This window comes from Gordonia sp. i37 (assembly GCF_002043085.1).
Classification (GTDB): domain Bacteria; phylum Actinomycetota; class Actinomycetes; order Mycobacteriales; family Mycobacteriaceae; genus Gordonia; species Gordonia polyisoprenivorans.
In genome coordinates this window covers 29,932-55,081 of record NZ_MVPX01000239.1, presented here as the reverse complement: position 1 = coordinate 55,081, position 25,150 = coordinate 29,932, and the positions used below count along the sequence as shown (strand labels likewise).

At 66.4% G+C, this 25,150-nt stretch carries 26 protein-coding genes; 17 read left to right on the top strand and 9 right to left on the bottom strand.

All coding sequences use genetic code 11. The features are described from left to right. Nucleotides 1–229: 229 nt before the first annotated feature. Nucleotides 230–847 (top strand): GyrI-like domain-containing protein, encoded by a 618-nt coding sequence (locus B1964_RS11105; protein ID WP_079929765.1) that lies wholly within the window; start codon nt 230–232, stop codon nt 845–847. A 36-nt stretch (nt 848–883) separates the two neighbouring features. Here the strand turns inward: B1964_RS11105 and B1964_RS11100 are convergent, their stop codons facing one another. Beyond that, nucleotides 884–1,324 carry an anthrone oxygenase family protein gene (locus tag B1964_RS11100; protein ID WP_253193958.1) on the bottom strand — a complete coding sequence of 147 codons (441 nt, stop codon included), beginning with the start codon at nt 1,322–1,324 and terminating at the stop codon, nt 884–886. An 81-nt stretch (nt 1,325–1,405) separates the two neighbouring features. Here B1964_RS11100 and B1964_RS11095 point away from each other — a divergent pair, with 81 nt between their 5' ends. Further along, entirely contained in the window at nt 1,406–2,326 is a 921-nt protein-coding gene (locus tag B1964_RS11095) for an AraC family transcriptional regulator (RefSeq protein WP_253193957.1), read from the top strand. A gap of 49 nt (nt 2,327–2,375) precedes the next feature. On the opposite strand, the gene B1964_RS11090 is transcribed toward B1964_RS11095, so the two are convergent. Then, entirely contained in the window at nt 2,376–3,896 is a 1,521-nt protein-coding gene (locus tag B1964_RS11090) for a fatty acid--CoA ligase family protein (RefSeq protein ID WP_172398812.1), read from the bottom strand. A gap of 190 nt (nt 3,897–4,086) precedes the next feature. Between B1964_RS11090 and B1964_RS11085 the strand changes: the two genes are divergently transcribed. Continuing rightward, nucleotides 4,087–4,902: a thioesterase family protein gene (locus B1964_RS11085; RefSeq protein WP_035728903.1), complete on the top strand. Its 816-nt coding sequence runs from the start codon at nt 4,087–4,089 to the stop codon at nt 4,900–4,902. Between the two features lie 61 nt (nt 4,903–4,963). Here B1964_RS11085 and B1964_RS11080 read toward each other — a convergent pair whose 3' ends face one another. Continuing rightward, a complete protein-coding gene (locus tag B1964_RS11080; protein WP_079929761.1) occupies nt 4,964–5,461 on the bottom strand; it encodes a hypothetical protein in 498 nt (165 codons plus the stop codon). A 162-nt stretch (nt 5,462–5,623) separates the two neighbouring features. Here B1964_RS11080 and B1964_RS11075 point away from each other — a divergent pair, with 162 nt between their 5' ends. Next, on the top strand, nt 5,624–6,454 hold the full coding sequence (locus tag B1964_RS11075; RefSeq protein WP_253193956.1) for an SDR family NAD(P)-dependent oxidoreductase: 831 nt from the start codon (nt 5,624–5,626) through the stop codon (nt 6,452–6,454). A gap of 12 nt (nt 6,455–6,466) precedes the next feature. Then, nucleotides 6,467–7,006: a tetratricopeptide repeat protein gene (locus B1964_RS11070; RefSeq protein ID WP_079929759.1), complete on the top strand. Its 540-nt coding sequence runs from the start codon at nt 6,467–6,469 to the stop codon at nt 7,004–7,006. Between the two features lie 6 nt (nt 7,007–7,012). Here B1964_RS11070 and B1964_RS11065 read toward each other — a convergent pair whose 3' ends face one another. Next, a complete protein-coding gene (locus B1964_RS11065) occupies nt 7,013–7,666 on the bottom strand; it encodes a DUF6319 family protein (RefSeq protein WP_366664272.1) in 654 nt (217 codons plus the stop codon). Between the two features lie 237 nt (nt 7,667–7,903). Here B1964_RS11065 and B1964_RS11060 point away from each other — a divergent pair, with 237 nt between their 5' ends. The 5 genes from B1964_RS11060 to B1964_RS11040 all read left to right on the top strand — a co-directional run bounded on the left by B1964_RS11060 (nt 7,904) and on the right by B1964_RS11040 (nt 12,615). Beyond that, the gene (locus B1964_RS11060) at nt 7,904–8,242 is read left to right on the top strand and encodes a metalloregulator ArsR/SmtB family transcription factor (RefSeq protein WP_079929757.1); all 339 of its coding nucleotides are present in this window, start codon (nt 7,904–7,906) and stop codon (nt 8,240–8,242) included. A 1-nt stretch (nt 8,243) separates the two neighbouring features. Beyond that, nucleotides 8,244–8,891, top strand: coding sequence for a dihydrofolate reductase family protein (locus tag B1964_RS11055; protein WP_079929756.1), 648 nt, complete (start codon nt 8,244–8,246; stop codon nt 8,889–8,891). A gap of 7 nt (nt 8,892–8,898) precedes the next feature. Continuing rightward, on the top strand, nt 8,899–9,360 hold the full coding sequence (locus B1964_RS11050) for an SRPBCC domain-containing protein (protein ID WP_020171269.1): 462 nt from the start codon (nt 8,899–8,901) through the stop codon (nt 9,358–9,360). Between the two features lie 83 nt (nt 9,361–9,443). Continuing rightward, entirely contained in the window at nt 9,444–10,064 is a 621-nt protein-coding gene (locus B1964_RS11045; RefSeq protein WP_079929755.1) for a dihydrofolate reductase family protein, read from the top strand. A 154-nt stretch (nt 10,065–10,218) separates the two neighbouring features. After that, entirely contained in the window at nt 10,219–12,615 is a 2,397-nt protein-coding gene (locus B1964_RS11040; RefSeq protein WP_006372979.1) for a lysylphosphatidylglycerol synthase transmembrane domain-containing protein, read from the top strand. A 59-nt stretch (nt 12,616–12,674) separates the two neighbouring features. Here the strand turns inward: B1964_RS11040 and B1964_RS11035 are convergent, their stop codons facing one another. Beyond that, nucleotides 12,675–14,129, bottom strand: coding sequence for an MFS transporter (locus B1964_RS11035; RefSeq protein WP_079929754.1), 1,455 nt, complete (start codon nt 14,127–14,129; stop codon nt 12,675–12,677). A gap of 148 nt (nt 14,130–14,277) precedes the next feature. Here B1964_RS11035 and B1964_RS11030 point away from each other — a divergent pair, with 148 nt between their 5' ends. Together B1964_RS11030 and B1964_RS11025 are read left to right on the top strand one after the other, a co-directional pair. Further along, nucleotides 14,278–14,637: a hypothetical protein gene (locus B1964_RS11030; RefSeq protein WP_079929753.1), complete on the top strand. Its 360-nt coding sequence runs from the start codon at nt 14,278–14,280 to the stop codon at nt 14,635–14,637. A 68-nt stretch (nt 14,638–14,705) separates the two neighbouring features. Next, nucleotides 14,706–15,170 carry an SRPBCC family protein gene (locus tag B1964_RS11025; RefSeq protein ID WP_020171273.1) on the top strand — a complete coding sequence of 155 codons (465 nt, stop codon included), beginning with the start codon at nt 14,706–14,708 and terminating at the stop codon, nt 15,168–15,170. A 26-nt stretch (nt 15,171–15,196) separates the two neighbouring features. Here B1964_RS11025 and B1964_RS11020 read toward each other — a convergent pair whose 3' ends face one another. Beyond that, nucleotides 15,197–15,739 carry a hypothetical protein gene (locus B1964_RS11020; RefSeq protein ID WP_079929752.1) on the bottom strand — a complete coding sequence of 181 codons (543 nt, stop codon included), beginning with the start codon at nt 15,737–15,739 and terminating at the stop codon, nt 15,197–15,199. A 117-nt stretch (nt 15,740–15,856) separates the two neighbouring features. Between B1964_RS11020 and ilvD the strand changes: the two genes are divergently transcribed. The 3 genes from ilvD to B1964_RS11005 all read left to right on the top strand — a co-directional run bounded on the left by ilvD (nt 15,857) and on the right by B1964_RS11005 (nt 20,730). Next, nucleotides 15,857–17,572 carry a dihydroxy-acid dehydratase gene (ilvD, locus tag B1964_RS11015; RefSeq protein ID WP_079929781.1) on the top strand — a complete coding sequence of 572 codons (1,716 nt, stop codon included), beginning with the start codon at nt 15,857–15,859 and terminating at the stop codon, nt 17,570–17,572. 63 nt (nt 17,573–17,635) lie between these two features. Further along, entirely contained in the window at nt 17,636–19,318 is a 1,683-nt protein-coding gene (locus B1964_RS11010) for an ABC-F family ATP-binding cassette domain-containing protein (RefSeq protein WP_079929780.1), read from the top strand. A 110-nt stretch (nt 19,319–19,428) separates the two neighbouring features. Continuing rightward, nucleotides 19,429–20,730 carry an ammonium transporter gene (locus B1964_RS11005; protein WP_014360101.1) on the top strand — a complete coding sequence of 434 codons (1,302 nt, stop codon included), beginning with the start codon at nt 19,429–19,431 and terminating at the stop codon, nt 20,728–20,730. Between the two features lie 9 nt (nt 20,731–20,739). Here B1964_RS11005 and B1964_RS11000 read toward each other — a convergent pair whose 3' ends face one another. Both B1964_RS11000 and B1964_RS10995 read right to left on the bottom strand, forming a co-directional pair. Further along, the gene (locus B1964_RS11000) at nt 20,740–21,603 is read right to left on the bottom strand and encodes a hypothetical protein (protein ID WP_079929751.1); all 864 of its coding nucleotides are present in this window, start codon (nt 21,601–21,603) and stop codon (nt 20,740–20,742) included. A 275-nt stretch (nt 21,604–21,878) separates the two neighbouring features. Continuing rightward, nucleotides 21,879–22,655 carry a pentapeptide repeat-containing protein gene (locus tag B1964_RS10995; RefSeq protein WP_253193955.1) on the bottom strand — a complete coding sequence of 259 codons (777 nt, stop codon included), beginning with the start codon at nt 22,653–22,655 and terminating at the stop codon, nt 21,879–21,881. 86 nt (nt 22,656–22,741) lie between these two features. Here B1964_RS10995 and B1964_RS10990 point away from each other — a divergent pair, with 86 nt between their 5' ends. Both B1964_RS10990 and B1964_RS10985 read left to right on the top strand, forming a co-directional pair. Further along, nucleotides 22,742–23,365, top strand: a complete 624-nt coding sequence (locus B1964_RS10990) for an LGFP repeat-containing protein (RefSeq protein WP_014360098.1) — start codon at nt 22,742–22,744, stop codon at nt 23,363–23,365. A 125-nt stretch (nt 23,366–23,490) separates the two neighbouring features. After that, complete coding sequence (locus tag B1964_RS10985) at nt 23,491–24,363, top strand: Cof-type HAD-IIB family hydrolase (RefSeq protein WP_014360097.1); 873 nt, start codon at nt 23,491–23,493, stop codon at nt 24,361–24,363. A 34-nt stretch (nt 24,364–24,397) separates the two neighbouring features. Here the strand turns inward: B1964_RS10985 and B1964_RS10980 are convergent, their stop codons facing one another. Then, a complete protein-coding gene (locus tag B1964_RS10980) occupies nt 24,398–25,069 on the bottom strand; it encodes a hypothetical protein (RefSeq protein WP_026920120.1) in 672 nt (223 codons plus the stop codon). Nucleotides 25,070–25,150: the final 81 nt, after the last annotated feature.

The window sequence follows — 25,150 nt, the reverse complement described above, 5'->3', positions numbered from 1 at the left end:
GACGATCTGGTGTACAGGAACCAGCCCCGTCGCGCGCCCGGACGGACCTGCCCTGGACTACCGTGGCGAAAAGCTCTCGAATCTCGTGGTTCTCGACCGAGCCGGTGGATGGGGGCTCGAACAGCGCGAGCTGGTTGCGTGCGGACCAGGGAGCAAATAGGAAGGCGCGACGGGTATTCCGCCGACGATTTCGGGTATTCCGCGGGCCAAGGATGCAGGTAGCACAACAATGACGAAGACAGACTTCAAGAAAGAGCTGGCCTCCTACCGTGCCAGCTCCAAGGCGTTTGAGATCGTGGACGTCCCACCACTGCAGTACCTCATGGTCGACGGCAACGGCGACCCCAACACCGGCCAGGAGTACACCGACGCTGTTGCCGCACTGTACTCCGTCGCCTACAAACTCAAGTTCGCGAGCAAGAAAGAGCTCGGCAAGGATTACGTCGTCATGCCTCTCGAATCGCTCTGGTCGGCCGAGGATATGGACGCTTTCACCGACAGGCGCGACAAATCCCAATGGGACTGGACAGCCATGATCATGGTCCCCGACTGGATCACCCCCGAGATGTTCGACGCTGCGATAGCGAAGGCCGCCAACAAGAACCCGCCCGCGAGCCTCGACAGGGTGCGATTGGAGATACTCCACGAGGGACTCTCCGTTCAGCGGCTTCACATCGGCTCCTACGACGACGAGGCCGACACGCTGGCCGAGTTGCACCACACCTTCATCCCGAGCGCGGGGCTGAAGCCGACGGGCAAACACCACGAGATCTACTTCAACGACTTCCGCAAGGTCGAGCCCGCGAAGCTGCGCACCATCCTCAGGCAGCCCGTCGAACGAGTGTGAAGAGGAGGCTTCTGCCTTGTCACGCTCGGCCTACGGTCAGCGGAGCGCGGCCACTCCCATCCCGATCGCGCCGAGCAACGACAACCACAGGCGTAGCACGTTCCACGTTCCCCACGTGCGGGTGAACGTGGCCCATTCCACCGAGCCGGTGGCCAGTCGCTGATTGAGGGGTACGTTGATCGCCACCGTCGTGACGCACGCGGCGATCGCGCATACTGCACCGAACACCGCGGCGAGCCCACGAGCGTCCCGCGGGCTGGCGACGACGATCCAGACCGCCGTGGCGACCGCGAGCAGCGGGGCGAAAAAGAAGAGCGCCAGAAACGGCGGACGCTCGACAACCGAATTCATCCTGCGCATCGCGTCCGCGCCGTCGACTCCGCCCTGAGCGGTGATCACTGTGGCGTAAGCGAAGTAAAAGCCTGCCAGAGTCGCGCTGAGGAGTGAGGCCAATCCGATCACTGTCTTCATAATCATGGGAACAAGCATCGGTCGATGATCTGGCGTTCTCCATGCCGAGCCATCCAGCATTCATACGCAAACGTCTAATCTGAGGTCGTGGACCCGTTGTTTCGGATGCTGTCCAGCTTGCGGGCACAGGGCCTGTTCGCGCTGCGCCTGTCGATGACTGCGCCGTGGTCGGTCGACATCGATGACGGCGCCCCGCTCACGGTGATCGCTGTGGATCGCGGAGCGGTATGGCTCGCGGGTTCAGGACAGCCGGTGCGGCTGGTGGCGGGCCAGGTGGCGTTGGTCGCACACGGCCCGCGCTACGTTGTCGCCGACGCGCCGCAACGCCCTCCGACGGTGCGCATCATCGAAGGCGGAGTGTGTATTCCGCTCTCCGAGACGATGCGGTCCACCGCGCACCGAGGTCTGCTCACATGGGGAAATGACGACGACGGAGCCGACCAATTGCTGGTGGGCACCTATGCCCGCGTGTCGCAGGTCGGCCACCACCTCACCGAGCAGTTGCGGGACATCACGGTCCCACCACCCGGGAGCGTCGACGAAACACTACTTGCCCTACTTCGCAGCGAACTCGCCGATCCGAAACCCGGGCACAGCTTTGTCATCGATCGTCTCCTCGACGTCGTCGTTGCCTCGGTGATCCGCGCCGCGGCGCCTCTGGCCGGGCCGGGATGGCTGTCCGGCACTGTCGACCCAACCGTCGCCGGCGCGCTGGACCTGATGCACGAATCACCCGAAAAGCCTTGGTCGGTCACCTCATTGGCGGCCGCAATGCACGTCTCGCGGTCCGGACTCGCCGCGAAGTTCCGCGATGGTGTGGGCGAAACCCCGGCGCGGTATCTCGCGCGCTGGCGGATGACGCTGGCGGCCGACGCTCTCATCGCCACGGACGACGGGCTCGAAACGATCGCTCGCCGAGTCGGATACGGGTCGGCATACTCGTTCAGTAACGCATTCAAATCGGTACACGGCCAGAGCCCGGCGCACTACCGCCTCGCCCACCGGTGATGGGTGGTGCCACCACCGGTGGGCGCCGCACTGGTGACAAGACCTCCGGTTACCCGATCTGGGTGGACGGGAACACGAGCGAGCTGATCACCGCGCGATCCGGCTTGCCCTGTTCGGTCGTCGGGACGTGATCGACGATGACGATCGGGGTTCCCGCGAACTCCGGCGCCCTGGCGACGAGGTGGGCATTCAGGTCGGTGAGCACGTCTTCCCCCGAACTCGCGTCGAGGACGATCGCGGCACCGAAAGGTTGGTCGGCGCCGGCAGGTGCGGGGATCGCGACGGCATACCGCACAGCGGGATTCGAGCAGAGGACCTGCTGGAGGTCGACGGGAAACCGATCTCCTCGTGCTGTGCGCCGGCGATCCCCAGCGCGTCCGCGTATCTGCAGATAACCCTCATGAATGAGGCCGACGTCGCCGGTGTGGAACCAGCCATCGGGTAGAAAGCCGGAATTGGCGGGGCTGACACTGTAGGCGTACGCCTGCTCCGGTGTGTCTACTTCGATGAACCCGGACCGGCCGTCACGCACTGGTGTGCCGGTGTCGTCGACGACGCGCAGGCCGATGTCAGGGCGGGGTCGTCCGGCGGTCGCCAGATGTGACGAGCACAGTGTGTAGGCGGGGCCGGCGAGAATGCTGGCGAGACCGAACTCGCTGGCGCCGTACGTTTTTGCGAGGACCGGAGAGCCGAGTCGCCTCAGCAGTTTCGTGCGCAAGGCCGGTGCGGCGTCGGCGCCGACGTGGGTCAGCATGATCAACGACGACAGGTCGGCGTCGGAAAGAGTGTCGTCGTAAGCGAATTCGACGAGCTGGGGTTCGACGAGCGTCAGGTGCGTGATGTGGCGCCGCTGCACGGTATCGATGATGACGCCGGGATCGGCGCTGCGGCGCAGTACGACAGTGCCGCCGCCGAGCAGCGTGGCGTCGACCATGGTTTGCGCGATGTAGGCGAGTGGCGTGCACACCAGTTGGCGACGACCAGGGTTGGAACCGAGATCGACCAACCTTCGGTATGCGCCGACGGAGCGGATGCTTGCCTTGGAAACCCCTGTCGTCCCGCCCGAGGCGACCACCACGCAGTCATCGTTGGCGCCGACGGTCACAGCAGGATGGACGCCGTCGACGCCCGGCTGAACGGCCAGGAGGTTGACAGCACCGTCCACCGCCCCGACCGAGAGCGCCGTCGAGGCGCCGGCCGCGGCCACCGCGTCGGCGGTCTCCGGAAACACGATGACGTGGCTGGGCGCGATGCGGGACAGAAACACGGCAAGCCGTTCGGGAGTGCCGGCACCCGGGCAGAACACCGTGACCGCGCCGATCTGCGATGCGGCGTACCGCGCAGCGATCGCAGTGGCGGTGATCGGGGCGATCAACGCGACCCGGTCGCCGGGGCGCACACCCTGTGACCACAGTGCGCGATCGAGGTGATCGATCATGTCCTGCAGCGCTTTTCCCGAGTAGATCCGGTCGTCGTCTTCGAGAACGACGGTGTCTCGGTTCTCGTCGAGACGTGCGGCAATCGCCGAGATGTAGGAGCCGTCGAACCCGGTCTCGTGGCTGGTGGTCATGGTGCGCTCCTTCCGAAGGCGGTGTCGTCGGAACCGGCAACACATGTGAGTGTGCTCGGGACTCCGATGCTCTGGGGACCGCCGATTGGCTGATCGGCCAGCGGAGTGTGCCCTCCCCCGATCGGCGGAGGTCCGAGATCCTGTGCGAAGTGAGTTGCGTGACGAAACTCGGTGTGATTACCTCGGTTGCGTGAAACAACTCGGTAGGCAGGCGCTGGTTGATGAGTTCTCGGTCAAGCCGATTGGTGAGGGCACGTGGTCGGCCGACATCGATCGCTCATGGTGGGGCTGGTCCGGTCCGCATGGCGGGGTGATCGCGGCTCTGGCTGGCCACGTGGCAGCGGCGGCCGTACCGGATCGATCGGTGCGAGCGCTCGACCTCCGATTCCTTGGACGACCTGCCGACGGTGAACTCGTCCTGACTCTCCTTGAGAAGAAGATCGGCGGCAGCACGCGCATTGTCGATGTCGGCATCACCCAGGGCGGTCGCGATGTCGCGGCCGCCACGGTGACCCTGGGCCGGGAGGGGCCGGCGTCCCCAGCCGACATCGTGGATGTGTCGGCGGATGTCGTCGCGCGTCCCGAGGACTGCGAACCATTCATGATCCCGCCCGAGATCGTCCCGATGGGTGGACATCTCGACCTACGTCCCACCGACGGCGCGCTCCCGCTGACCGGTTCGGAGGATGCCTGGATGCGGGCGTGGATCTCGACGAGAACACCGATGTCGATGGATTTCGCCTATCTCGCGCTTCTCGCCGATTGCCTTCCGCCGGGGGTCTTTCCGACGCTGTCGGCTCCCCTGGCCGTCCCGACTGTGGCGTTCTCGATGCACGCGGCCGCCGCGCTCGACGACCCGTCGCCCGCGCCCGTCCTCGTCCACACGCGGAATGTGTCGACGTCGGGAGGGTGGTCGGTCGATGACACGACCTTGCGAGATGAGTCGGGACGGTTGCTGGCCACGGCACGGCAGAGTCGGCGGGTCCTCGGCTGGCATGCCCGGTGAGTACCGCCGCGGTGTCCACCAATGGTTGTGGCGCGTCGGCCACCTCGTGCCACCGAGCCGCTCAGGGCATCTCGACTGTCTGCGCGCGGCGTAGCTCCTCGACTGCACGAGTCACATACGGGCCGTGATCGACAGCGGCCGCCGACGCCAGATCGGCAGCCACCAGGAGCGCCGCGACGACGACGTCGTTCGGTGTGGGCACCGACGTCGTTCCGTCCTCGGGCCGCTCTGCTACGCCGAGCGCGCCGGTGAGCACCACCGCGACGGCGGTGGGGTCCACCTGTGCGTTCCAGCATCCGGCGGCACTCACGGTGCGGTTGAGGACTTCGGCGATATCGTCGCCGTCGAGCCCGTCCTGATACGAGGTTTCCAGCAGCTCGCGCACCAAGTGGCCGTGTACGTCACGGGCGGCGTCGGCTTGGATCGCGAGTTCCTCGACAACGTCGCGTAATTCTTCGAGCTCATGAGTGCGTGCCGCGCCGATCCCCCGGTCGGTGGCCTCGGCGATGACTCGTGCCACCGCAGTCCAGTCGGCTGATGATCGGTAACCACTGGCCATTGACTGTTTCCTCCTGGTCGGCCGACGGATGAGTGGGCGTGCTCGTCGCAGACACTAGTCGCCACCGCCGACAACCAACGCGGACGAGACATCATCGCCGTGCAACGCTGCGGCCGACGCAATGCCATCCGGACCCGACACCGCCACGATTACGGTGTGGGCATGACACAAGTAGCACTCGTCACCGGCACCTCCTCCGGCATGGGCATGTACGCGGCGGTCGAGCTCGCTCGCCGCGGCGTGCGGGTCGTCGCCACCATGCGCGACACCGGTCGATCCGGTCGATTGCGTGACGCTGCGGCCGACGCCGGCGTGGAGCTCGACATCCGAGCGCTGGACGTGGTCGATCACACTGCCGCCGCCCGCCTGGTCGCCGAGGTGGTCAGTGACCACGGCGCGATCGATGTTTTGGTCAACAACGCGGGTCAGGGCTGTGTGGCGACCGCCGAGCAGTTGTCGATGTCGGACATCCAGGCGCAGCTGGATGTGAATTACCTTGCCCCGGTGAATCTCACGAAGCTCGTCCTGCCAGGTATGCGGGAACGCCGCAGCGGCAGCATCCTGACGGTCACGAGTGTGGGTGGCGTCGTCGGACAACCATTCGCCGACGCCTATTGCGGCGCGAAGTTCGCCGTCGAAGGATTCATGCAGTCCCTGGCGCTGGTCGCCGAGAACTTCAACGTGCATGTCGCGGTGATCGAACCGGCCGCCGTGGCGAGCGACTTCGTCTCCAACGCTGAGCGTCCCGAAGGCGCCGACGCTTACGGTCCGCTGCTCGATGCCTATCTCAGCCGAACCGCCGGTGCGTTCGCCAACGCGCAGACTGCTCAGAGCGCGGCGCTCGCCATCGCTGACGCTGCGATGACGGAGAGTTTCCGGTTCCGGTGGCAGAGTTCGGACGCCGCAACGATTTTCGCCGGTATATCGCTGGCCGATCTCGATGGCGAGCGCGTCCTGGGAGTCACCCGTACCTGGCTCACCGCCGAACAGTAGGAGATCGAAACCGTGAATACCGACGATGACGCACTCGACGATCACGAACTCGAAGCATCCATTGCCCACGGATTCGACCAGCGGGACCGCGCGAACATGCAGCCGACGATCGCGTACTTCGAGGATCTGCTCGCGCGTCACCCCGGACACGCTGCCGTCTTGTACGAGTTGGCGGGCTCCTACGACACGGCCGGCGATGGGGTCCGGGCGGAGGCGTTGTACCGGGAAGCCCTGGCGGCCGGGCTATCCGGTGACCGCCTGGCGCGCTGCCTACTCCAATACGGAAGCACCCTGCGCAACCTCGGGCGGCTTGACGAGTCCCTTGCCGTTGTTGCTGACGCGTGCCAACGCTTTCCGAGATCGCACGCGTTGCGCGTCTTCTACGCCCTCAGTGTCCATGCCGACGGCCGGGCGGCGACTTCCCTCGCGATTGTGCTCGAGCTCGTGGCCGACGAGATGCGGGACGGAGACATCCCACGCTACGAGGCGGCGATCAGAGGTAACGCGCAGTACTTACGAGATCTCGACAGCGGCGGCACCGACAGCGCATAGTACCGCTCAGCTATCCGACGCCTGATCCTCGAGATGTGCCAATGCCGCACGCGCGGTTTCGAGTTCGTGACTGAGTTCGTCGATCCTGCGTTGCGCCGCCTCGCGCGCTGCGCTGATGACCTCGTCGACGGCTGCGATGGCGGCGTCGTTGCCGAGTTCGCGCATCGCCCGCGCCACGCGATCGGCGGTCACCTCGGTCGCCTTGACGGTTTTCTTGCTGCCCTGCGACACCGAGACGGCCCAGCTTCCTGCGGGGGTTGAGGTGAGCGTGACGCTCACGGCGGCTGTCGTGGTCTTCGCTCGCCGTGGCGCCTTCGGAGCAGCGCCCGAACTCTGCGGACTCGTGTTCGCGGCTCGCGGCGTCGGCGCTGAGGTACCTGCTCCCCCGGGCCCGGATTCGGATTTCCGGGTGGTCGAGTTCGATGTGAGCGGCGGCGAAGACGGGACGGCTGGCGGTGCAGCGACCTTCGCAGGTGCAGACCTTGCGGCAGGACGCTTCTGTCCCGGAGATGCGGACCCCGTTGCGGCCTGCGACCTTTGCAGTTCATTCGCCTCGAAGGGCAACTGATCGTCGACGCCTTTCGGGCGCACCGTCACGACCGATCCCTCGATGGACACCACGCGAGCCGAGGTCCCGGCGTCGAGGTTGAGGGAGGGCATGGGGTCGCGCAGATAGACCGTGACCCTCTTTCCTGCGGCGAGTCCGGCGGACAGCGCTGTCAGGTCGTCGGACGTCAGACCGTCCCCTTTGCGTACACTCACGGAACCATAGTCGCACATGTGTGCGAGTCGACGGTAGTGGGCTTCGGCAATCCGGCCGATGGAACCTCGCCGACGTCCGGCGTGACCGTTGATGCGCCCTTGACGCCGACCTGCACGTCGGCAACACTTAGGCGTGTGCCTAAGTATCACGACGATGTCGACACGGTGCTCCGCGCTCTCGCGGCCCCGACTCGTCGCGCCGTCGTCGAACGGTTGGCAATCTCGCCGGCCGTCGTATCCGAACTCGCGGCACCGTTCCCGATGGCGTTGCCGTCGTTCATGCAACATCTGCGGGTACTCGAAGAAGCCGGAATCATCGTGTCGCACAAGGTTGGACGGGTTCGCACCGTCAGCCTGCGCCCGGGTTCACTCGATGTGTTGCATGTCTGGCTCGGCGAGCAGCGCACCCCTGCAGAACACCAGGCCGATCGGCTCGGCATCCACCTGACCCGCACGACTCACAAGGAGACCTGACATGACCCGCGTTCGCATCGACATGTTCGTTTCACTGGACGGATACACCTCCATGGGCGGCGAATCCGCCGACAACCCGATGGGCGAGGACTGGGGGCGGCTCACCGCGTCCTACGCGGCCACCCGCACCTTTCACGAACGAGTCTTCGGCGACACCAGCGGCGCAGGCACCACCGGCGTCGACGACACTTATGCCGCAGCACATTTCGAGGGGATCGGCGCCGAGATCATCGGGGCATCGATGTTCGGGCTGCACACCTATCCCGATGACCCGGACTGGAAGGGCTGGTGGGGTGACGAACCGCCGTTCGGTACGCCCGTCTACGTCCTGAGCCACACCGCACCACGTCCCTCGATCGAGATGCAGGGCGGGACCACCTTCCATTTCCGCAGCGGCGCAGTCGACGACGTGCTCGCCGAAGCGTCCGCCGCGGCTGCTGGACTCGACGTGCGCGTCGGCGGTGGGGTGCGCACCGCCCGCGAGTTCCTGCGCGCGGGACTCGTCGACCACCTACATCTCATGGTCGCCCCGATCGTCCTCGGCCGAGGAATGCGGCTGTGGGACGACCTGCCCGCCCTCGACCGCACCCACAAGGTGACCACCGAGGTCGCCGAGAGCGGCACCATCCACGTCACCTTCACCCGATAGGACACAGATGAGCATCGAACGTCGACTCGCGCGCGCCGAATTCACCCTGACCCGCGACTATCCCGCGCCGGTGCACCGCGTCTGGGATGCCTTTGCCGATGAACAGGAGAAGCTCTCCTGGTGGGGCGGGGGCGACTCGGTGGATCCCATCGAGTGGGCCTTCGACTTCCGGGTCGGTGGTCGTGACGTCGCCGAAGGCAGATTCCACGACGGCCCGGTCTCGCGGTATGTGGCCACCTATACCGACATCGTCGAGCACAACCGCATCGTCACGACCTACGACATGTGGATCGACGGCATCCACATGTCCACGTCCGTGGCATCGCTGGAGTTCGAGTCGGTGGATGCGGGAACCCGATTCACTCACGCCGAGCACGGGGTGTTCTTCGACCGGTTCTGGGCCGACGGCCCCAACCGGGAGAAGGGCACGCGGGGCCTGCTCGATGCGCTGGGTGCTTATCTCGGCTGAGACCCTTCCGGGGCGATGAGTTCTATACGGCCGGCGTGTCGATATCTCCGACACTGCTCGCCACACTCTCCCGGAGGTCTGCCATGGGCATCATTCAGATCGAACTGTTCTCCACGCTGGATCTCGTCGGCCAATCACCCGGCGGCCCGGACGAGGATCCCGACGGCTTCCCGTACGGCGGGTGGCAGGTACCGCTGCTCAACGAGGTCAGCGGCGCGCAGGTCGTCGCCGCCTACGAGCACACCGATGCTCTACTCCTCGGTCGTCGGACGTATGACATCTTCGCCCGGTACTGGCCGAATCAGGATCCCCAGTCGTCGCCGTTCGCCAAGCTCTTCAACAGCATTCCCAAGTATGTTGCGTCAACCGGTGATCCGGAGCTGACCTGGTCGGGCTCACATCTTCTCGGACCAGACCTGGTGTCCGCCGTCGGTGGACTCCGGAACGTGCACGAGCACGTGACCGTGGTCGGCAGCCTGAATCTGGTACAGACACTCGTGCGGGAGAAGCTGTTCGATCGGCTCGATCTGTGGGTGCACCCGATCGTGCTGGGCGTGGGCAAGAAGGTGTTCGATCAGGGCACACTGCCCACCGTTCTGACTCTTCTCGAGCCGCCGACGGCCTCGCCCGGCGGAACGGTTTACCTGCAGTACGCGCGAGCCGACGGGACGCCGGGGGTCGGTGACATCGACGCCCAGTCGTGAGGACCGCGTTGCCGGCTGTCGCGGTCCTGCCCCACACCGCCGGACCGCCGCGACCCTCGGACGCTCCGGCGCCGACTATGTTTATGGGAAGCTCGACGGCTCCGGCGCGTACCGGCGCACGGGGCGGCACATAGTCAGCGGAGATTCGGGGCAGATGGACGTCGACGGTCGGCAGATCACCGTATCAGGGAGCCTGCTGCAACCGCTGTGGCGTCGCACCACCGACATCCTGCGGGTGGTGGCCGCAACGCTGATGCTCGTGGTGGTCGTGGTCGGCTCGCTCATCACCCGCAACAATTGGGTCGATCTCGAGCAGTCCATCTCCCGCATCATCGGGGTCCTGTCCCCCACCCAGGCCGATCTCGTCTACCTCGCCTACGGTCTCGCGATCCTCGCGTTACCGTTCGTGATCCTGCTGGAACTGCTCGCCGCACGTCAGTGGCGCATGTTGTGGGCCTACGGCGCCGCGGCGGCGATCACTTTCCTGTCGTTGTCCATCAGCGAGAACGGTGTCAGCGCACCCAACTGGCACTTCGACCGACACCAGCGATTCAATTCGCTTGTCTCGCAATTCCTCGACGACCCGCGATGGATCGCGATGCTCGCCGCGGTGTTGACCGTGTCCGGGCCGTGGTTGCCCGCCCGTTGGCGGCGCTGGTGGTGGACGCTGTTGTTGGCCTTCATCCCGATCCATCTCGTGGTCAGCTCCGTCGTTCCGGCCGGAGCGGTCTTCGGGTTGTCGACCGGCTGGTTGGTCGGGTCGATCGTCGTCTGGGTGGTGGGCACGCCGGCTCTGGTGGTACCGCTGGAGAGCGCGGTCCGGGTGCTGGGGCAACGGGGAATCGAGGTGACCGCGTTGTCGATCGTCACCCCGGCCGGTACCGGGCCTCTCGGGCTGGAGGCGGACTCGACGACGGACGAGTCTACGTCGGACTCGGACGACTGCGGTCACGTGGTCATCGACCTCTACGGCCCCAATCAGCACAGTGCCGGACTGCTCCGGCAGTTCGTCCGCAAGATCCGACTGCGGACCCAGGAGACCGGGCCGCTGCAGCTCTCGGTCAGCCGGATGGTCGAGCATCGCGGGCTGATGGCGATCGCCGTCGGCGATGTCGGGCTCGCCGACTCCGCTCCCGTCGCGGTCGCTTCCCTCGACCGGGGATGGACGATGTATGCCCACCGCACGCGTCGCGGCTGCGACCTGGACGCCGCGATCACCCAGACCACACCGCGGGCGCTGTGGGAGGCCCTGCAGGAACTGCATTCACACGGCATCGCGCACGGTGATCTCCGGGCAAGTCGGATCACCGTTCTCGACGGGACAGTCCTGTTCGGTGGGTTCACCCACGCCGAGTACGGCGCCAACGAGAATCGGATGGAGTCCGACATCGCCCAGATGCTCGCGAGCACCACCGAGTTGTACGGCGCCGAGGCCGCGGTCACCGCGGCCATCGATGTGCTCGGTGAGGACCGGGTCCTTGTCGCCTCCCGCCGTCTCACCAAAACCGCTCTGCCCTCCCGCATCCGGGATGGTCTCGCCGACGCGAAATCCACGCTGTCGCAGGCGCGGGAGGAGATCGTCTCGCAAACCGGCGGTGAAATCCAGGCCGCCCCGATCACCCGGTTCACCCGCAGCCAGGTCATCCAACTCGTACTGCTGGTCGCCCTCGTGTACGTGGCCTACCCGTTCATCAGCACCGTCCCGACGTTCTTCGGTGAACTGCGCAGCCTCGACTGGTGGTGGGCGCTGATGGGTTTGGTCGTGTCGATGCTCACCTATGTCGGTGCGGCCGCGGCGTTGTGGGCGTGCGCCGACGGCGTGGTCAGCTTCCGCAACCTCGTGATCATGCAGTTCGGCAACACCTTTGCCGCCACCACCACCCCGGCGGGTGTCGGCGGGCTCGCCCTGAGTACCCGGTTCCTGCAGAAGGGCGGTCTCGGCGGAGTCCGCGCGACCACGGCGGTCGCCCTGCAACAGAGTGTGCAGGTGATCGTCCATGTAGCGCTCTTGATCGTATTCACCACGCTGGCCGGAACATCGACCAACCTCGAACATTTCGTTCCCTCCACGACGGTGCTCTACCTGGTCGCCGGCGCTCTACTCGGCGTCGTCGGTGTGTTCCTCCTCGTTCCGAAGCTTCGGCATTGGCTGGGAACGTCGTTGCGGCCCAAGGTGATCGAGTTGCTGACCGACATCCTCGACGTGGCACGTGAGCCCAAGCGGCTCGGCACCATCGTCTTGGGTTGTGCCACCACGACTCTCGGCGGAGCGCTGGCACTGTGGGCCAGCGTGTACGCCTTTGGTGGGCAGACCTCGTTCGTCACCGTCACCGTGGTGACGATGATCGGCGGAACCCTGGCATCGGCCGCCCCGACGCCCGGCGGTGTCGGCGCCGTCGAGGCCGCGCTGATCGGTGGACTGGCCGCCTTCGGCCTTCCCTCGGCGGTGGCGGTACCCGCGGTGCTGCTCTATCGGGTCCTGACCTGTTGGTTACCGGTCTTCATCGGGTGGCCGGTGATGCACTGGATGACCCGCAAGAACATGATCTGAAAACACCGCATGCCCGGCCTGGAGGGCCGGGCATGCGGTGCCCTCGAAGCATCGAGCCATCACTCCTGCGTGCTACGTGAGTTGGTCAGCGCCATCGCGCCGACCGCGGTGACGACCCCGACGACGACCGCGAGGATGCCGTAGGTCAGCCGCTCTCCGTGGAAGAACGACTCGACGAGGTCGGCGCCCCAGGTGCCGGCCGGGAGCTGAGTGGTGACCACCGCGGCGATGATGGTGCCGATGACGGCGGTCCCCAGGCTCGTGCCGACCTCCTGGGCGGTGTCGTTGAGCGCGGTGCCGATGGACGTGCGGTTGGCCGGCATCGCCTCGACGAGGGCGATGGCACAGATGGTCATCACCGTGCGCAGTCCGATGGTCATCACGACCATCGAGAGCGCGATGACGAGGTAGCCGTGCTCGACACCCCATGCCAGGCCGCCGAGCGATCCGGCCAGGCAGGCTGCGCCGACGAGGCAGGCGATGCGGTGGCCGAACCGGCCGGCCAACCACTCCGAGATCGGCGTCGCGACGAGCATCGTGACGATGATCGGCAGGTTGGCCAGACCGGCCTTGACCGGACTCCAGCCGTAGGCGTACTGGAAGTGCAGGATCAGTCCGAACATCACGCTGGCCATCGCGATCGACGTGCCGATCTGGGCGATGGTGGCACCGCGGATCGTCCCGACCTTGAACAGCCGGACGTCGAGCATCGGAGCGGCCGAACGAAGTTCGTGCCAGATGAAGGCCGCTGCGGCAAGCACCGCGCCGACGATGGAGGCGATGGTGGGCCACGACACCCAACCGTGCTCGACGCCGCTGGTCAACGACCAGCATGCGAGGCCGATCGTGACGATGCTCAACAGAGCGCCCGGCAGGTCGAGTCGATCCTTGGTCAGACCGTCGGAGCGGTCGGCGGCGACGCCGAGCCGGACACCGATGCCGGCGATCAGCGCGATCGGTGCGTTGACGACGAGCAGCCATTCCCAGCGGACGTGTGCCAGGGCGGTGCCGCCGAGGACCGGACCGAGGACGAACCCGGCCATGCCGACCACGATCATGACGGTCATCGCACGCATCCGCAGGGTCTCGTCGTCGAAGAGGCGGAACACGAGCGAATTGGTGATCGGTGCCATCGCGGCGGCGGCGATACCGAGGGAGGCGCGCAAGGCGATGAGTTCGCCTGTCGTGGAGACGAACACGACGAGCAGGCTCAGCAGACCGAAGGCGGTGAGGCCGATGAGCAACACTCGCCGTCGGCCGAATCTGTCGGCGATGGAGCCCGCGGTCAGCAGCAGGCCGCCGAAGGTCAGCGAGTAGGCGCCGGTGACCCATTGCAGCGCGACGGTGTCGCTGCCGAGGTCGCGGCCGATGGTGGGCAGAGCGATCGACAACAGAGTGTTGTCGACCATCTCGACGAAGAACGCGAGACAGAGTGCGGCGAGCGGTATCCATGCCGCTCCAAGCGAGGTGTAGGTGCGCGACGTGGTCGTCGGCGCGGTGGTGACGCTGGTCATGAGGTCCTCCTAGCGGACAGCCGGGGTTCGATTACCGACAACGCTAGGTAGCGGTTCTGTCGTGGCTCTGTCGTGACCTGTCGCCTGCTGTCGCACACTGTCGTGCAAGACGCGTGCATGGGTCCTGCTGGTCACCTACGCTCGCCGGGTGGATGCCATCGCCTCGAAGCGCCGTTCTCAGCCGGCGCCGCCCTGGGTGATCTTCGACGATCTCGTCGACCCCGATCGTCAGCCATGTCGCCCGTGGCTACACCTCGAGGACGACGAGATCGCGCCGGCGGTGCTCGAATCCGAGCGGCCCTCCCGCGTCGTCTGGTCGTCGCTGTGGCTCAAGTGCCCCGACGCCCGGATCGCCTTCGACCTCACGGCGCGCGCCGATGGGGGCACCGATCTGCGCTGGACCCTGCTGGTGGAGCCGCCTGCACCCGACGACCGGCGGTTCCGACACCTGTGCCAGCGCATCGGCACCCTGATCAACGCGAACCTGCGCCACACCTACGGGCAGTAGCCGATGATCCGACGGCTGTCCCCCGATGGCTGGTTGCCAAGTCGACGCCCCTTGGGCACGGTGGAGTGATGAGTGAACAAACGAGTGTCACAGTGGAACGGGTCATCGACGCACCGGTGGATACGGTCTTCGACGTCCTGAGCAACCCGCAGCGCCATCAGAAACTCGACGGCTCTGGATTCATTCGCGGCGTCGAGCACGCCGACCGTATCCAGCAGGTCGGCGACGTGTTCACCATGAACATGGACGGCCCGCACATGGGTGGTGAGTACAAGACCGACAACCACGTCACCGGCTACGCCAAGGACAAACTCCTGGCATGGCAGACCGCACCCGCAGGCACCGAGCCTCCCGGATGGGAATGGGTGTGGGAGTTGGAATCCCAGGGTCCCGACGCCACGCTCGTGCGCCACACCTACGACTGGTCCAAGGTCACCGACAAAGACCTGTTGCAGCAGGTGAAGTTCCCGCTCGTGTCGGCCGATCAACTCGAGGACACCCTGGGCCGGCTGGCCGCCGAGACCACCGGTTAGACGCAGTTCCGACACGCGGTCGGCGACTACGGGTGGGGCGGTGTAGCACCCACTCGTAGCACCTGCCTCCCGAGAACGACGATGACCACACCCGGAACGACGATCCAGATCAGGTTCGGTAGTACCGCCACCATCAGGAAGCCGCCGAGATCGCCGCGCTCCAGTGATTGTCGGGTCATGTCGAGTCCGCTGCAGATCTCCACCAGGAAATAGAGCACGGTCTTCCAGAAGGTGGCGACGCTGACCACGAGCCCGACCACGACGGCCGAGAATCGTCGCCGATGTGTCAAAACCCAGACCAGAGCGATCACCTCGAGGAGATTGGCCCAGCTCTGCGCGCTGCCGAATGCGTCGAACCCGGCGTAGCGGTGGTCGAAGGTCGAGTAGTAGACGTGCCCCGGCCACAACCACGCCAGAGGCCCACCCCGATGTGAGATCGAGCCGAGCAGTTCGTAGCAGGCGTCGTAGGTCTGGATCAGCGCGGTGACGGCGAACCACGCGACCACCCACCGCGGGAGGCGCAGGTCGTCACGATGTGTCACCGCGGTGTCGTGGGTGTGCACGCTCATCCGGTCAGCGTAAAACCGCTCGTGGCCAGGCGGTCTGAAATCGCGATCCCGTAACCACACCCGGACTCGTCGACCAACAACCCGCCTTGCCACGCCAACGGTTCTAGGGTGGGCACCATGAGTCCCGAGACCGAGTCCACACCCGAGGTGGACATCAAGCCCCGCAGCCGCGACGTCACCGACGGCTTGGAGAGAACCGCAGCCCGAGGCATGTTGCGTGCGGTCGGGATGGGCGACGACGACTGGGTCAAACCGCAGATCGGGGTCGGCTCGTCGTGGAACGAGATCACCCCCTGCAATCTGTCGCTGGACCGCCTGGCCACCGCGGTGAAGGAGGGCGTGTTCTCTGCCGGTGGCTATCCGCTGCAGTTCGGCACCATCTCGGTCTCCGACGGCATCTCGATGGGCCACGAGGGCATGCACTTCTCGCTGGTCTCACGTGAGGTGATCGCCGACAGCGTGGAGACGGTGATGAGCGCCGAGCGCCTCGACGGCTCGGTGCTGCTCGCCGGCTGTGACAAGTCGCTGCCCGGCATGCTGATGGCAGCAGCGCGACTCGACCTCGCCAACGTGTTCCTCTACGCCGGTTCGACCCTGCCCGGCTACGCGAAACTGGCCGACGGCTCCGAACATCAGGTGACGATCATCGACGCCTTCGAGGCGGTCGGCGCGTGTGCGCGCGGTCTGATGAGTCGCGCCGACGTCGACACCATCGAACGTGCCATCTGCCCCGGTGAGGGCGCCTGTGGCGGGATGTACACCGCCAACACGATGGCCGCGGTCGCCGAAGCCCTCGGGATGTCGTTGCCGGGCAGTGCCGCCCCACCGGCACCGGATCGTCGGCGAGACGAGTTCGCGCGCAAGAGCGGAGTCGCGGTCGTCGAACTCCTGCGCCGCGGCATCACCGCGCGCGACATCATGACCCGCGAGGCATTCGAGAACGCGATCGCCGTGGTGATGGCATTGGGCGGGTCGACCAACGCCGTCCTGCATCTGCTCGCGATCGCACACGAGGCCGACGTCGAACTGTCTCTCGAGGATTTCGCCCGGATCGGTTCGCGCGTGCCGCATCTCGCCGACGTCAAGCCGTTCGGCCGCCACGTCATGACCGACGTGGACCGCATCGGTGGCCTCCCGGTCGTGATGAAGGCACTCCTCGACGCCGGATTGATGCACGGCGACTGTCTCACCGTCACCGGGGCCACCATGGCCGAGAACCTCGCCCACATCGCACCGCCGGATCCGGACGGCAAAGTGTTGCGCGCCCTGGATTCTCCGATTCATCCCACGGGCGGGATCACCATCCTCAACGGATCTCTGGCGCCGGGCGGGGCGGTGGTGAAATCCGCAGGATTCGATTCCGATGTGTTCGAGGGGGTGGCACGCGTCTTCGATCGGGAGCGCGCGGCGATGGATGCCCTCGAGGACGGCACCATCACCGCGGGCGATGTTGTCGTCATCCGCTACGAGGGCCCCAAGGGTGGGCCGGGTATGCGCGAGATGTTGGCCATCACCGGCGCGATCAAGGGCGCCGGCCTCGGCAAGGACGTGCTGCTGATGACCGATGGCCGCTTCTCCGGGGGCACGACCGGGCTCTGCGTCGGGCACGTGGCTCCCGAGGCCGTCGACGGCGGACCGATCGCCCTGGTGCGCGACGGGGACCGGATCCGCCTCGACGTCGGATCGGGCACCCTCGACCTACTCGTCGACGACGGCGAATTGGCCTCGCGTGCAGAAACATTCAGCCCATTGCCGCCGCGCTACACCCGTGGTGTCCTCGCCAAGTACGCCAAGCTGGTCACCTCGGCGTCACGAGGCGCGATCTGTGAATGAGCGCGTACCGACATCCCGGATACCGGCAGACCGCAGACCGGCAGGGTGGGGAATCATGAGGGCATGACCGCAACTCTCGTCGCCAAGGACCTCGCCGGTGGCCACGGCCCCCGCACCCTGTTCGAGGGACTCGATCTCACCGTGGCGCCCGGCGACGTGGTGGGTGTGGTCGGCGCCAACGGTGCCGGCAAGACGACGCTGCTGCGGATCCTTGCCGGGGATCTCGGTCCACTCGGGGGTGAGGTGTCCTTGGCGCCGGCCGATGGTTTCGTCGGATGGCTGCCGCAGGAGCATGTACGCGTTCCGGGCGAGACCGTCGCGCAGTATGTGGCGCGCCGCACGGGATGTGCGCAGGCGACCGAGGCGATGAATACGGCCGCCGAGATGTTGTCGTCGACTCGGCCTCCCGGTGCACCCGATCCCGCCGACACTTACGCTGCGGCACTGGATCATTGGTTGGCCACCGGAGCCGCAGACCTCGACGAGCGACTACCGGCGATCCTGGCCGACCTGGGTCTGCGCGGCGCCGGGCACACCGGGGACCTCGACCCCGGGTCCACGCTGATGACCTCACTGTCCGGCGGACAGGCGGCGCGAGTCGGACTCGCCGCCCTGCTGGCGTCACGCTTTGACATCGTGCTCCTCGACGAACCGACCAACGATCTCGACCTCGACGGAATCGAACGTCTGGAAACCTTCGTCGACGGCCTGCGCGCTGCGGTCGTTCTCGTCAGTCATGACCGAGAATTCCTGGCGCGCACGGTGACCCGAGTTCTCGAACTCGACCTCGCGCAACACACCACCACGATTTACGGTGGCGGCTACGACGCCTACCTCGAGGAACGCGAGGTACTGCGCCGCCATAAGCGCGAGGCCTATGACGAATTCGCCGACAAGAAGGCCGATCTCGTCGCCCGTGCGCGTGTTCAGCGGGAGTGGTCGAGTCACGGTGTGCGCAATGCGATCAAGAAGGCGCCCGACAACGACAAGCTGCGCCGCAAGGCGGCCGCCGATTCCAGCGAGAAGCAAGCCCAGAAGGTACGGCAGATGGAGAGCCGCATCGCACGCCTCGAGGAGGTCGCCGAGCCGCGCAAGGAGTGGATCCTCGACTTCTCCATCGGGTCGGCACCGCGGTCGAGTTCGGTGGTCGCCACCTTGGACGAGGTCGTGGTCCGGCAGGGTGATTTCGTCCTCGGCCCGGTCTCGCTGCAGGTCGACGCCGGCGAACGAATCGGCATCGTCGGTCCCAATGGGGCGGGCAAATCCACCCTGCTGCGCGCGCTGCTCGGCCGCGTCGAACCCGACTCCGGGCGGGCGTCGCTGGGCGCGAGTGTGGCGGTCGGTGAGATCGACCAGGCGCGCGCCCAGCTCGGTGGGGGCAGCAGTGCGCTCGTCGAGCGCTTCGAAGAGTTGTTGCCGGACTTCTCGGTGGCCGAGATCCGAACGCTGGTGGCGAAATTCGGGTTACGGGCCGGCCACGTCGAACGCCCGGCCACCGAGCTCTCCCCCGGTGAACGAACCCGGGCCGCGATGGCGCTCCTGCAGGCGCGGGGCACCAACGTGCTGGTACTCGACGAACCGACCAACCATCTCGACCTGCCCGCGATCGAACAGTTGGAGAAGGCGCTCGACGCCTATGACGGGGCGTTGCTGTTGGTGACCCACGACCGGCGGATGATCGCGACCGTCCGCCTCGATCGCCGGTGGCGGGTGGAGGCGGGCCAGGTCGTCGACGACGTGGTGTGACGGCGCCCCGAAAGTCCGTAATGCCGGTTTGGGTCGATGGTCGAATCCCCTGCTGCCGAAGAATATTGAGCCGATAGACTTTCGTCGCCCGGACGCAACGGAAGGCGGCCATGTTCCCCAAGTACGGTATTCCCGACGGTGCCGACACGGCGTGGATGCTGGTGGCATTCGCGCTCGTCCTGCTCATGACACCCGCTCTCGCACTGTTCTACGGCGGGATGGTCCGCTCCAAGAGTGTCCTGAACATGATGATGATGTGTCTGTCGGCGATCCCCATCGTCTGGATTCTGTGGGTCGTCGTCGGGTACTCGCTGGCCTTCGGTGACGATCACGCAGGACTGATCGGGAGTTTCGGCTCGTTCCCGGGCCTCGAACACACCTTCGGCCATGATGCGGCACATCCGACGACGATCCCGCTCGTCGGCACCATTCCCGCGATTCTGTTCGTCGCCTTCCAGGCCGGGTTCGCGATGGTCACCGTGGCCCTGATCGCCGGTGCGGTCGCCGACCGGATGCGCTTCGTCTCGTGGGTGGTGTTCGCGACCATTTGGTCGCTGCTGGTGTACATCCCGATCGCGCACTGGGTGTTCAGTGCACCCGGATTGACCGAAGAGCACGGTGGCTGGATCGTCGCCCACCTCAAGGCCATCGACTTCGCCGGTGGCACCGCGGTCGAGATCAACTCGGGTGCGTCGGCGCTGGTGCTCGCCATCCTCCTGGGGCGGCGGCGCGGCTGGCCCAAGGATCCGATGCGCCCGCACAATCTGCCGTTCGTCATGCTCGGTGCCGGCCTGTTGTGGTTCGGCTGGTTCGGGTTCAACGCCGGATCGGCCTTGGCGGCCAACGGGTCCGCGGCGATCATCGCGGTCAACACCCTCGGGGCGGGCGCGGCGTCGATGGTGTCGTGGCTCGTCGTCGAATACGCCCGGCATGGCCGCCCCACCTCTTTTGGTGCGGCCTCCGGGGTGATCGCCGGCCTGGTGGCGATCACGCCCTCGTGTTCGGCGGTGACACCACTCGGAGCGCTGGCGATCGGTGCGGTCGCCGGTGCGCTCAGCTCGTACGCCATCGAACTGAAATTCCGCTGGCGCTATGACGATTCCCTGGACGTGGTCGGGGTGCATTTCGTCAGTGGTGTCGTCGGCACCCTGATGATCGGCCTGGTCGCCTCGAGCTCTGCACCGGCCGGCGTGGACGGGCTGTTCTACGGGGGCGGATTCGATCAGTTGTGGCGCCAGGCGGTGGCTGTGGTGGCGGTACTGTCCTACGCCGTCGTCGTCACCGGGATCATCGGTCTCGCACTCAAGTACACGATGGGTCTACGCGCCGATCGCCAGCACGAGGTCGACGGCATCGACGACGCACAACATGCCGAGTCGGCGTACGACTTCCACACCGCCGGTGGTCGGTGAACACACCGCTCAGCTCGCCCGGCGCAGCGTCGAGACCATCTCGGTGACGACGGCGGGACTAACCGCGTCGGGAACGCCCTGCGGAGCCGAGATGACGAAGAGCACGCACCCCTGCTGTCCGGGCACCGTCGTGGCCACCATGGAATGAATGGCGGTGGGGCCGACACAGTTCGAGGTCGCGATGTTGCTCACCGATGCGACGACCTGGACAGCGGGTGCCCCGCCGACGGTGAGTTGTCGGGGTGGGCTGAGCTGTACCGTCGGGACGTGTCCGGAGTCCGAGGTGTAGATGTCGGCCACCAGTGCCGCCTCGTCACGTACAGCCTCGTTGATGTCGGTGGTGTTCGACGCGCCCGGCAATCCGGAGACCCCGACCGAGTTGTCGCCACAGCCGGGTGCGTCGAGGGTGGCCGCACCGCTCATGGTGCGGATCGCGCAATAGCCGAAAGGACCGTCGTTGCACCGCTTCTCCCAGCCGACGAGTGTGCCGCAGCTCGCCACCGTCCAGTTGGGTGGGACGTCATAGGCCAGACCGCGTTTGCCTGCGACGGTGCGCCATCCGGCGGGGGTATCGGGGGCGGCGGTGGCCGGCGGACATTGCGCAGCTGCCGGAGCCGTTGTCGAAGGAGACCCGGACGGCGTGGGAGTGGTGGTGCTCGGGAGTACCGACGACGACTGCGCTGCGCTTGCGGAGGTGTCGTGACCGTCATGCGTGGAGCGCACCACCAGCACCACCGCAGCGACGGCCACGACGACGATCAGGATCACTCCCGCCGCGATGACCGCGAGTGCCTTGCCGCTGCCCCCACCGCGCGGCGGCCCGCCGGGTCCGCCCGGCGTTCCGGCGTCCCAAGCTTGTGGTTGCTGCGCCATGGGGTGACCCGGATACGCCGAACCCGGTGGCACGGCACCCGGGTACCAATGTGGTTGGGTCGGATACTCCGATTGTTGGAACCCCGGTTGTTGGAACCCTGGTTGTTGGTACCCCGGTTGTTGATAGCCCGGTTGCTGGTAGCCGGGCGGCACGAAGCCGGAGTGTTGATGATCAGGCTGCTGATTCGGGTCCGGTGGATTGCCCTGTGTCGGATGGCTCACTGGTCTCCCCCGAGGTCGCCGTGCACGGGCAGCCACGGTATCACCCGAGTGCGTCAGTCGATGACGATGCCGAGGTGCGCCGCGAAGTGTCCGGTGAGCCCGAGAGCCTGCTCGCCGTCGATGGTGCATCCCCGCAGCCCGTCGAGGTGATGGATCGTACCGATGTCGAGTCCGCGTAGGTCGACGTCGGACAGCGTCGCCTGATGGACATCGAGTGTCGTCACCGTGCAGTCCTCGAATGCCATACGCGCAACGGTGGCGTCGACGAGGTCGAGTTCGCCGATGATGCACCCCCGGAACAGCACGTCCCGGACGTCGCTGCCGCGGAAATTGGCCAGCTCGATCTTCGCCGAATCGACCACCAGTGACCGAATCCGGGATTCGAAGAGATCGAGTGCCCCGACGCGGCTCGCGCAGATCTCGACCTGCCGTATGAAGCTGCGCGGCATTGACATCCGTGGCGCGTTGATTCCCTCGAGCCGGGTCTCGACAAGTCGGGCGCCGGTCAGATCGGTGTCGTCCAGCGACACCGAGGTCAGCCGGCACCTGGACAGTTCGAGCCCGCTCAGGTCACGGCCGGAGAGGTCGACGTCGGTGAGCCGGACGAGTTCGACAGACGCATACGGTTCGAGTTGGTGGGCATCGCCCACCTCCGCGGAGGTCAGGGTCAGGGTCTCGATCTGTGGTCGTTTCGCCACGCGTGCGACGTCCTTTCCTCGGGTGGTGCAGACGAGCGTAATGCGTCCGGGCGCCACCGCTTCGAGCACGGGGGTCCGGATGATCGCGGCGTCGACACGCCGGATGCTGTTCTTCGCGAACCCTGGATTCATGATGACAACTTCGTTAGCCTGCCGAATGGGTCGTTTTCGATGGGCCCATCCGCTTGGCCGAGAACAGTGAGAACCGAAGGGAAATCATGAAGAAGACCATGCGAATGGCAGTCGGTGTCGCCGCGGTGTCCGTGGCTGTGTTGACCGCAGCAGGATGTAGTGACGACAACAGCGATTCGGCGACATCCTCGTCGTCGGCCGCATCGTCGATGATGGCCGAGGGCAGCGCGTCCGCCTCCAGTGGTGCCCAGGCGCAGGGCGCCTCGGTCGCACTGACCGCAGCCGACGGCACGACGGTCACCCTGACCGGACCCATCGCGACGAAGTACGAGGCCGCGACCGCCAAACAGAAGACCGACCTGGGTAAGCCGAAGACAGGGGCGGACGCGTCCGGAACGGGCGCCAACGGCGTGGTGTTCCAGCAGTTCGACGGCGGGGTCATCACCGCCAAGAACGCCGAGGCCGGTACGCCGGCGTATATCACGTGGGGCAAGATCCGCGACGCGTGGAATGTGCCGCGCGACGCCGCCGGTCAACCGGCCACCGACGGGAAGGGTGGCTCGCAGGGGCCGCTCGGTACCGCAACGAGCGATGAGACCGAGTCCGGCACGCTTCGGACCTCCACCTTCGAACACGGCAAGATCACCTGGGACTCCGCGACCGACAAGGTCGAGGTCACGGTGGACGGCAAGGTCGTTCCGGCGTCGTAGACCGAGCGTGGATGCTGCGCCCCGACCGGTCGAACCGATTGGGGCGCAGCCCAGTCCGCCCCGACCGTGCAAGGCTCACCCACTATCGCCTTGGCCCGCCGGCCGGGCGCGGGTTACCGTATCGCGTGACCGGAGACGACATGGCCTCGCCGGAGCGAGTGACGACGAACCTTCCGCCGGTGCCCACCGACCTCCGGCTGGTGGTCACCGACATGGACGGCACACTTCTCGACGAGCACAAGCGCATCCCGGAGTCGCTGTGGCCGTTGCTCACCGATCTCGATCGCCGCGGTATCGTCTTCAGCCCGGCGAGCGGGCGGCAGGCGGCAACGTTGCTCGATCAACTCGGTCACGCCCTACCCGAGCTGGTGGTGATCGCGGAGAACGGTGCGGTGGTTGCGCGAGGGTCCGAAAAGCTCAGTGTCACACCACTGGACGCGTCCGCGGTGCGCGAGGTCCTCGATGCGGCGCAGGAACTCGCGACAGCGGGGATCGACCTGGGCGTGGTGTTGTGCGGACCCGATACCGCGTTCGTCGAGCGATCCGATGACCCCTTTCTCGCACAGGTGCGTCCCTACTATCACTCGCATGAGATCGTCGAGGATCTCCGCCGTGTCGATGGCCCCTTCGTCAAGGTCGCGGTCTACGATTTCGTCGACGTCGAGAAGGACACCGCGCCACGGATGACCTCGCTCGAGGGCGCGATGCAGGTGGTCGTCTCGGGCCGCAACTGGCTCGACGTGATGGCCCCGGGGGTGGACAAGGCGGTGGCGGTGCGCGCCGTGCAGCAGCGACTGGGGATCACCCCCGCCCAGACCATGGTTTTCGGCGATTATCTCAACGATCTGGCCATGCTCGGCACCGCCGAGTATTCCTATGCCATGGCCAATGCCCATCCCGAGATCCTCTCGGCCGCCGCCTACCTCGCACCCTCGAATGCCGAGAACGGTGTGGTCCGCACGGTACGAGCCGCGATCGGCCTACCCGACCTTCGGTGACACGAGAAGGAGAGTGACGTAAGAAGACGAGGCGTCAGCCCCACCGAGGCACGCGAGGCAGCGAGCCCTCGTCGTCGGCGCCACGCGCCAGCCAGGATGCGACGAATTCGCGGGTGCCGTGTACGAGTGCACCACCACCGTGCACGGTCCACTCGTCACCCTCGATGGTGGTGATCGTCAGGGGCGCGACATCGGCGCAGATCTCGAGGCGGCGCACCATGGCGTCGAGCGCATCGAGCACCGAGTCGGGATCGGCCTCATCGAGCGTCCACACCGAGCTGACGGCGTCGTTGGCGAGGACGATGTCTGCGATGCGCTGAGGTACCACGTCCCGCGGTCGCAGGTCGACGCCGCGACAGTTGATCACCGCATCGGGCGAGCACTCCTCGAGATGTGTTGCGGCGTCGAGGAACACACGCTGGGACTCCCGCAGTCGCCGACGCACCTCATCCGGACTCTCACCAGCGCCCGTGGCGTGGGTGCCGGGCTGCGCAGCGGTGCGCGGTGAGTCGAGGGCGGCCCATACCGCCGCGGACAGCTCGACACCCGAGTGCGTCAGTCGTGCGATCACCTCGCGGCGCGGCAGTCCATTGTCGGCCGACGCCTCGAAACGCTCATCGCCCATCATCGTCACGATGGTGTCGAGCATGTCGAATTCGCGCCCGAGCCGCGACAGATCGGAAGGCAATCGGGTGATCGTCGTCATGGCCACGCTCCTCTGGTCACCGGCGCCGACCCGTGTCGACACCACCGTCCATCGTTACATCCTGCGCTGCGCCTGCGGTCA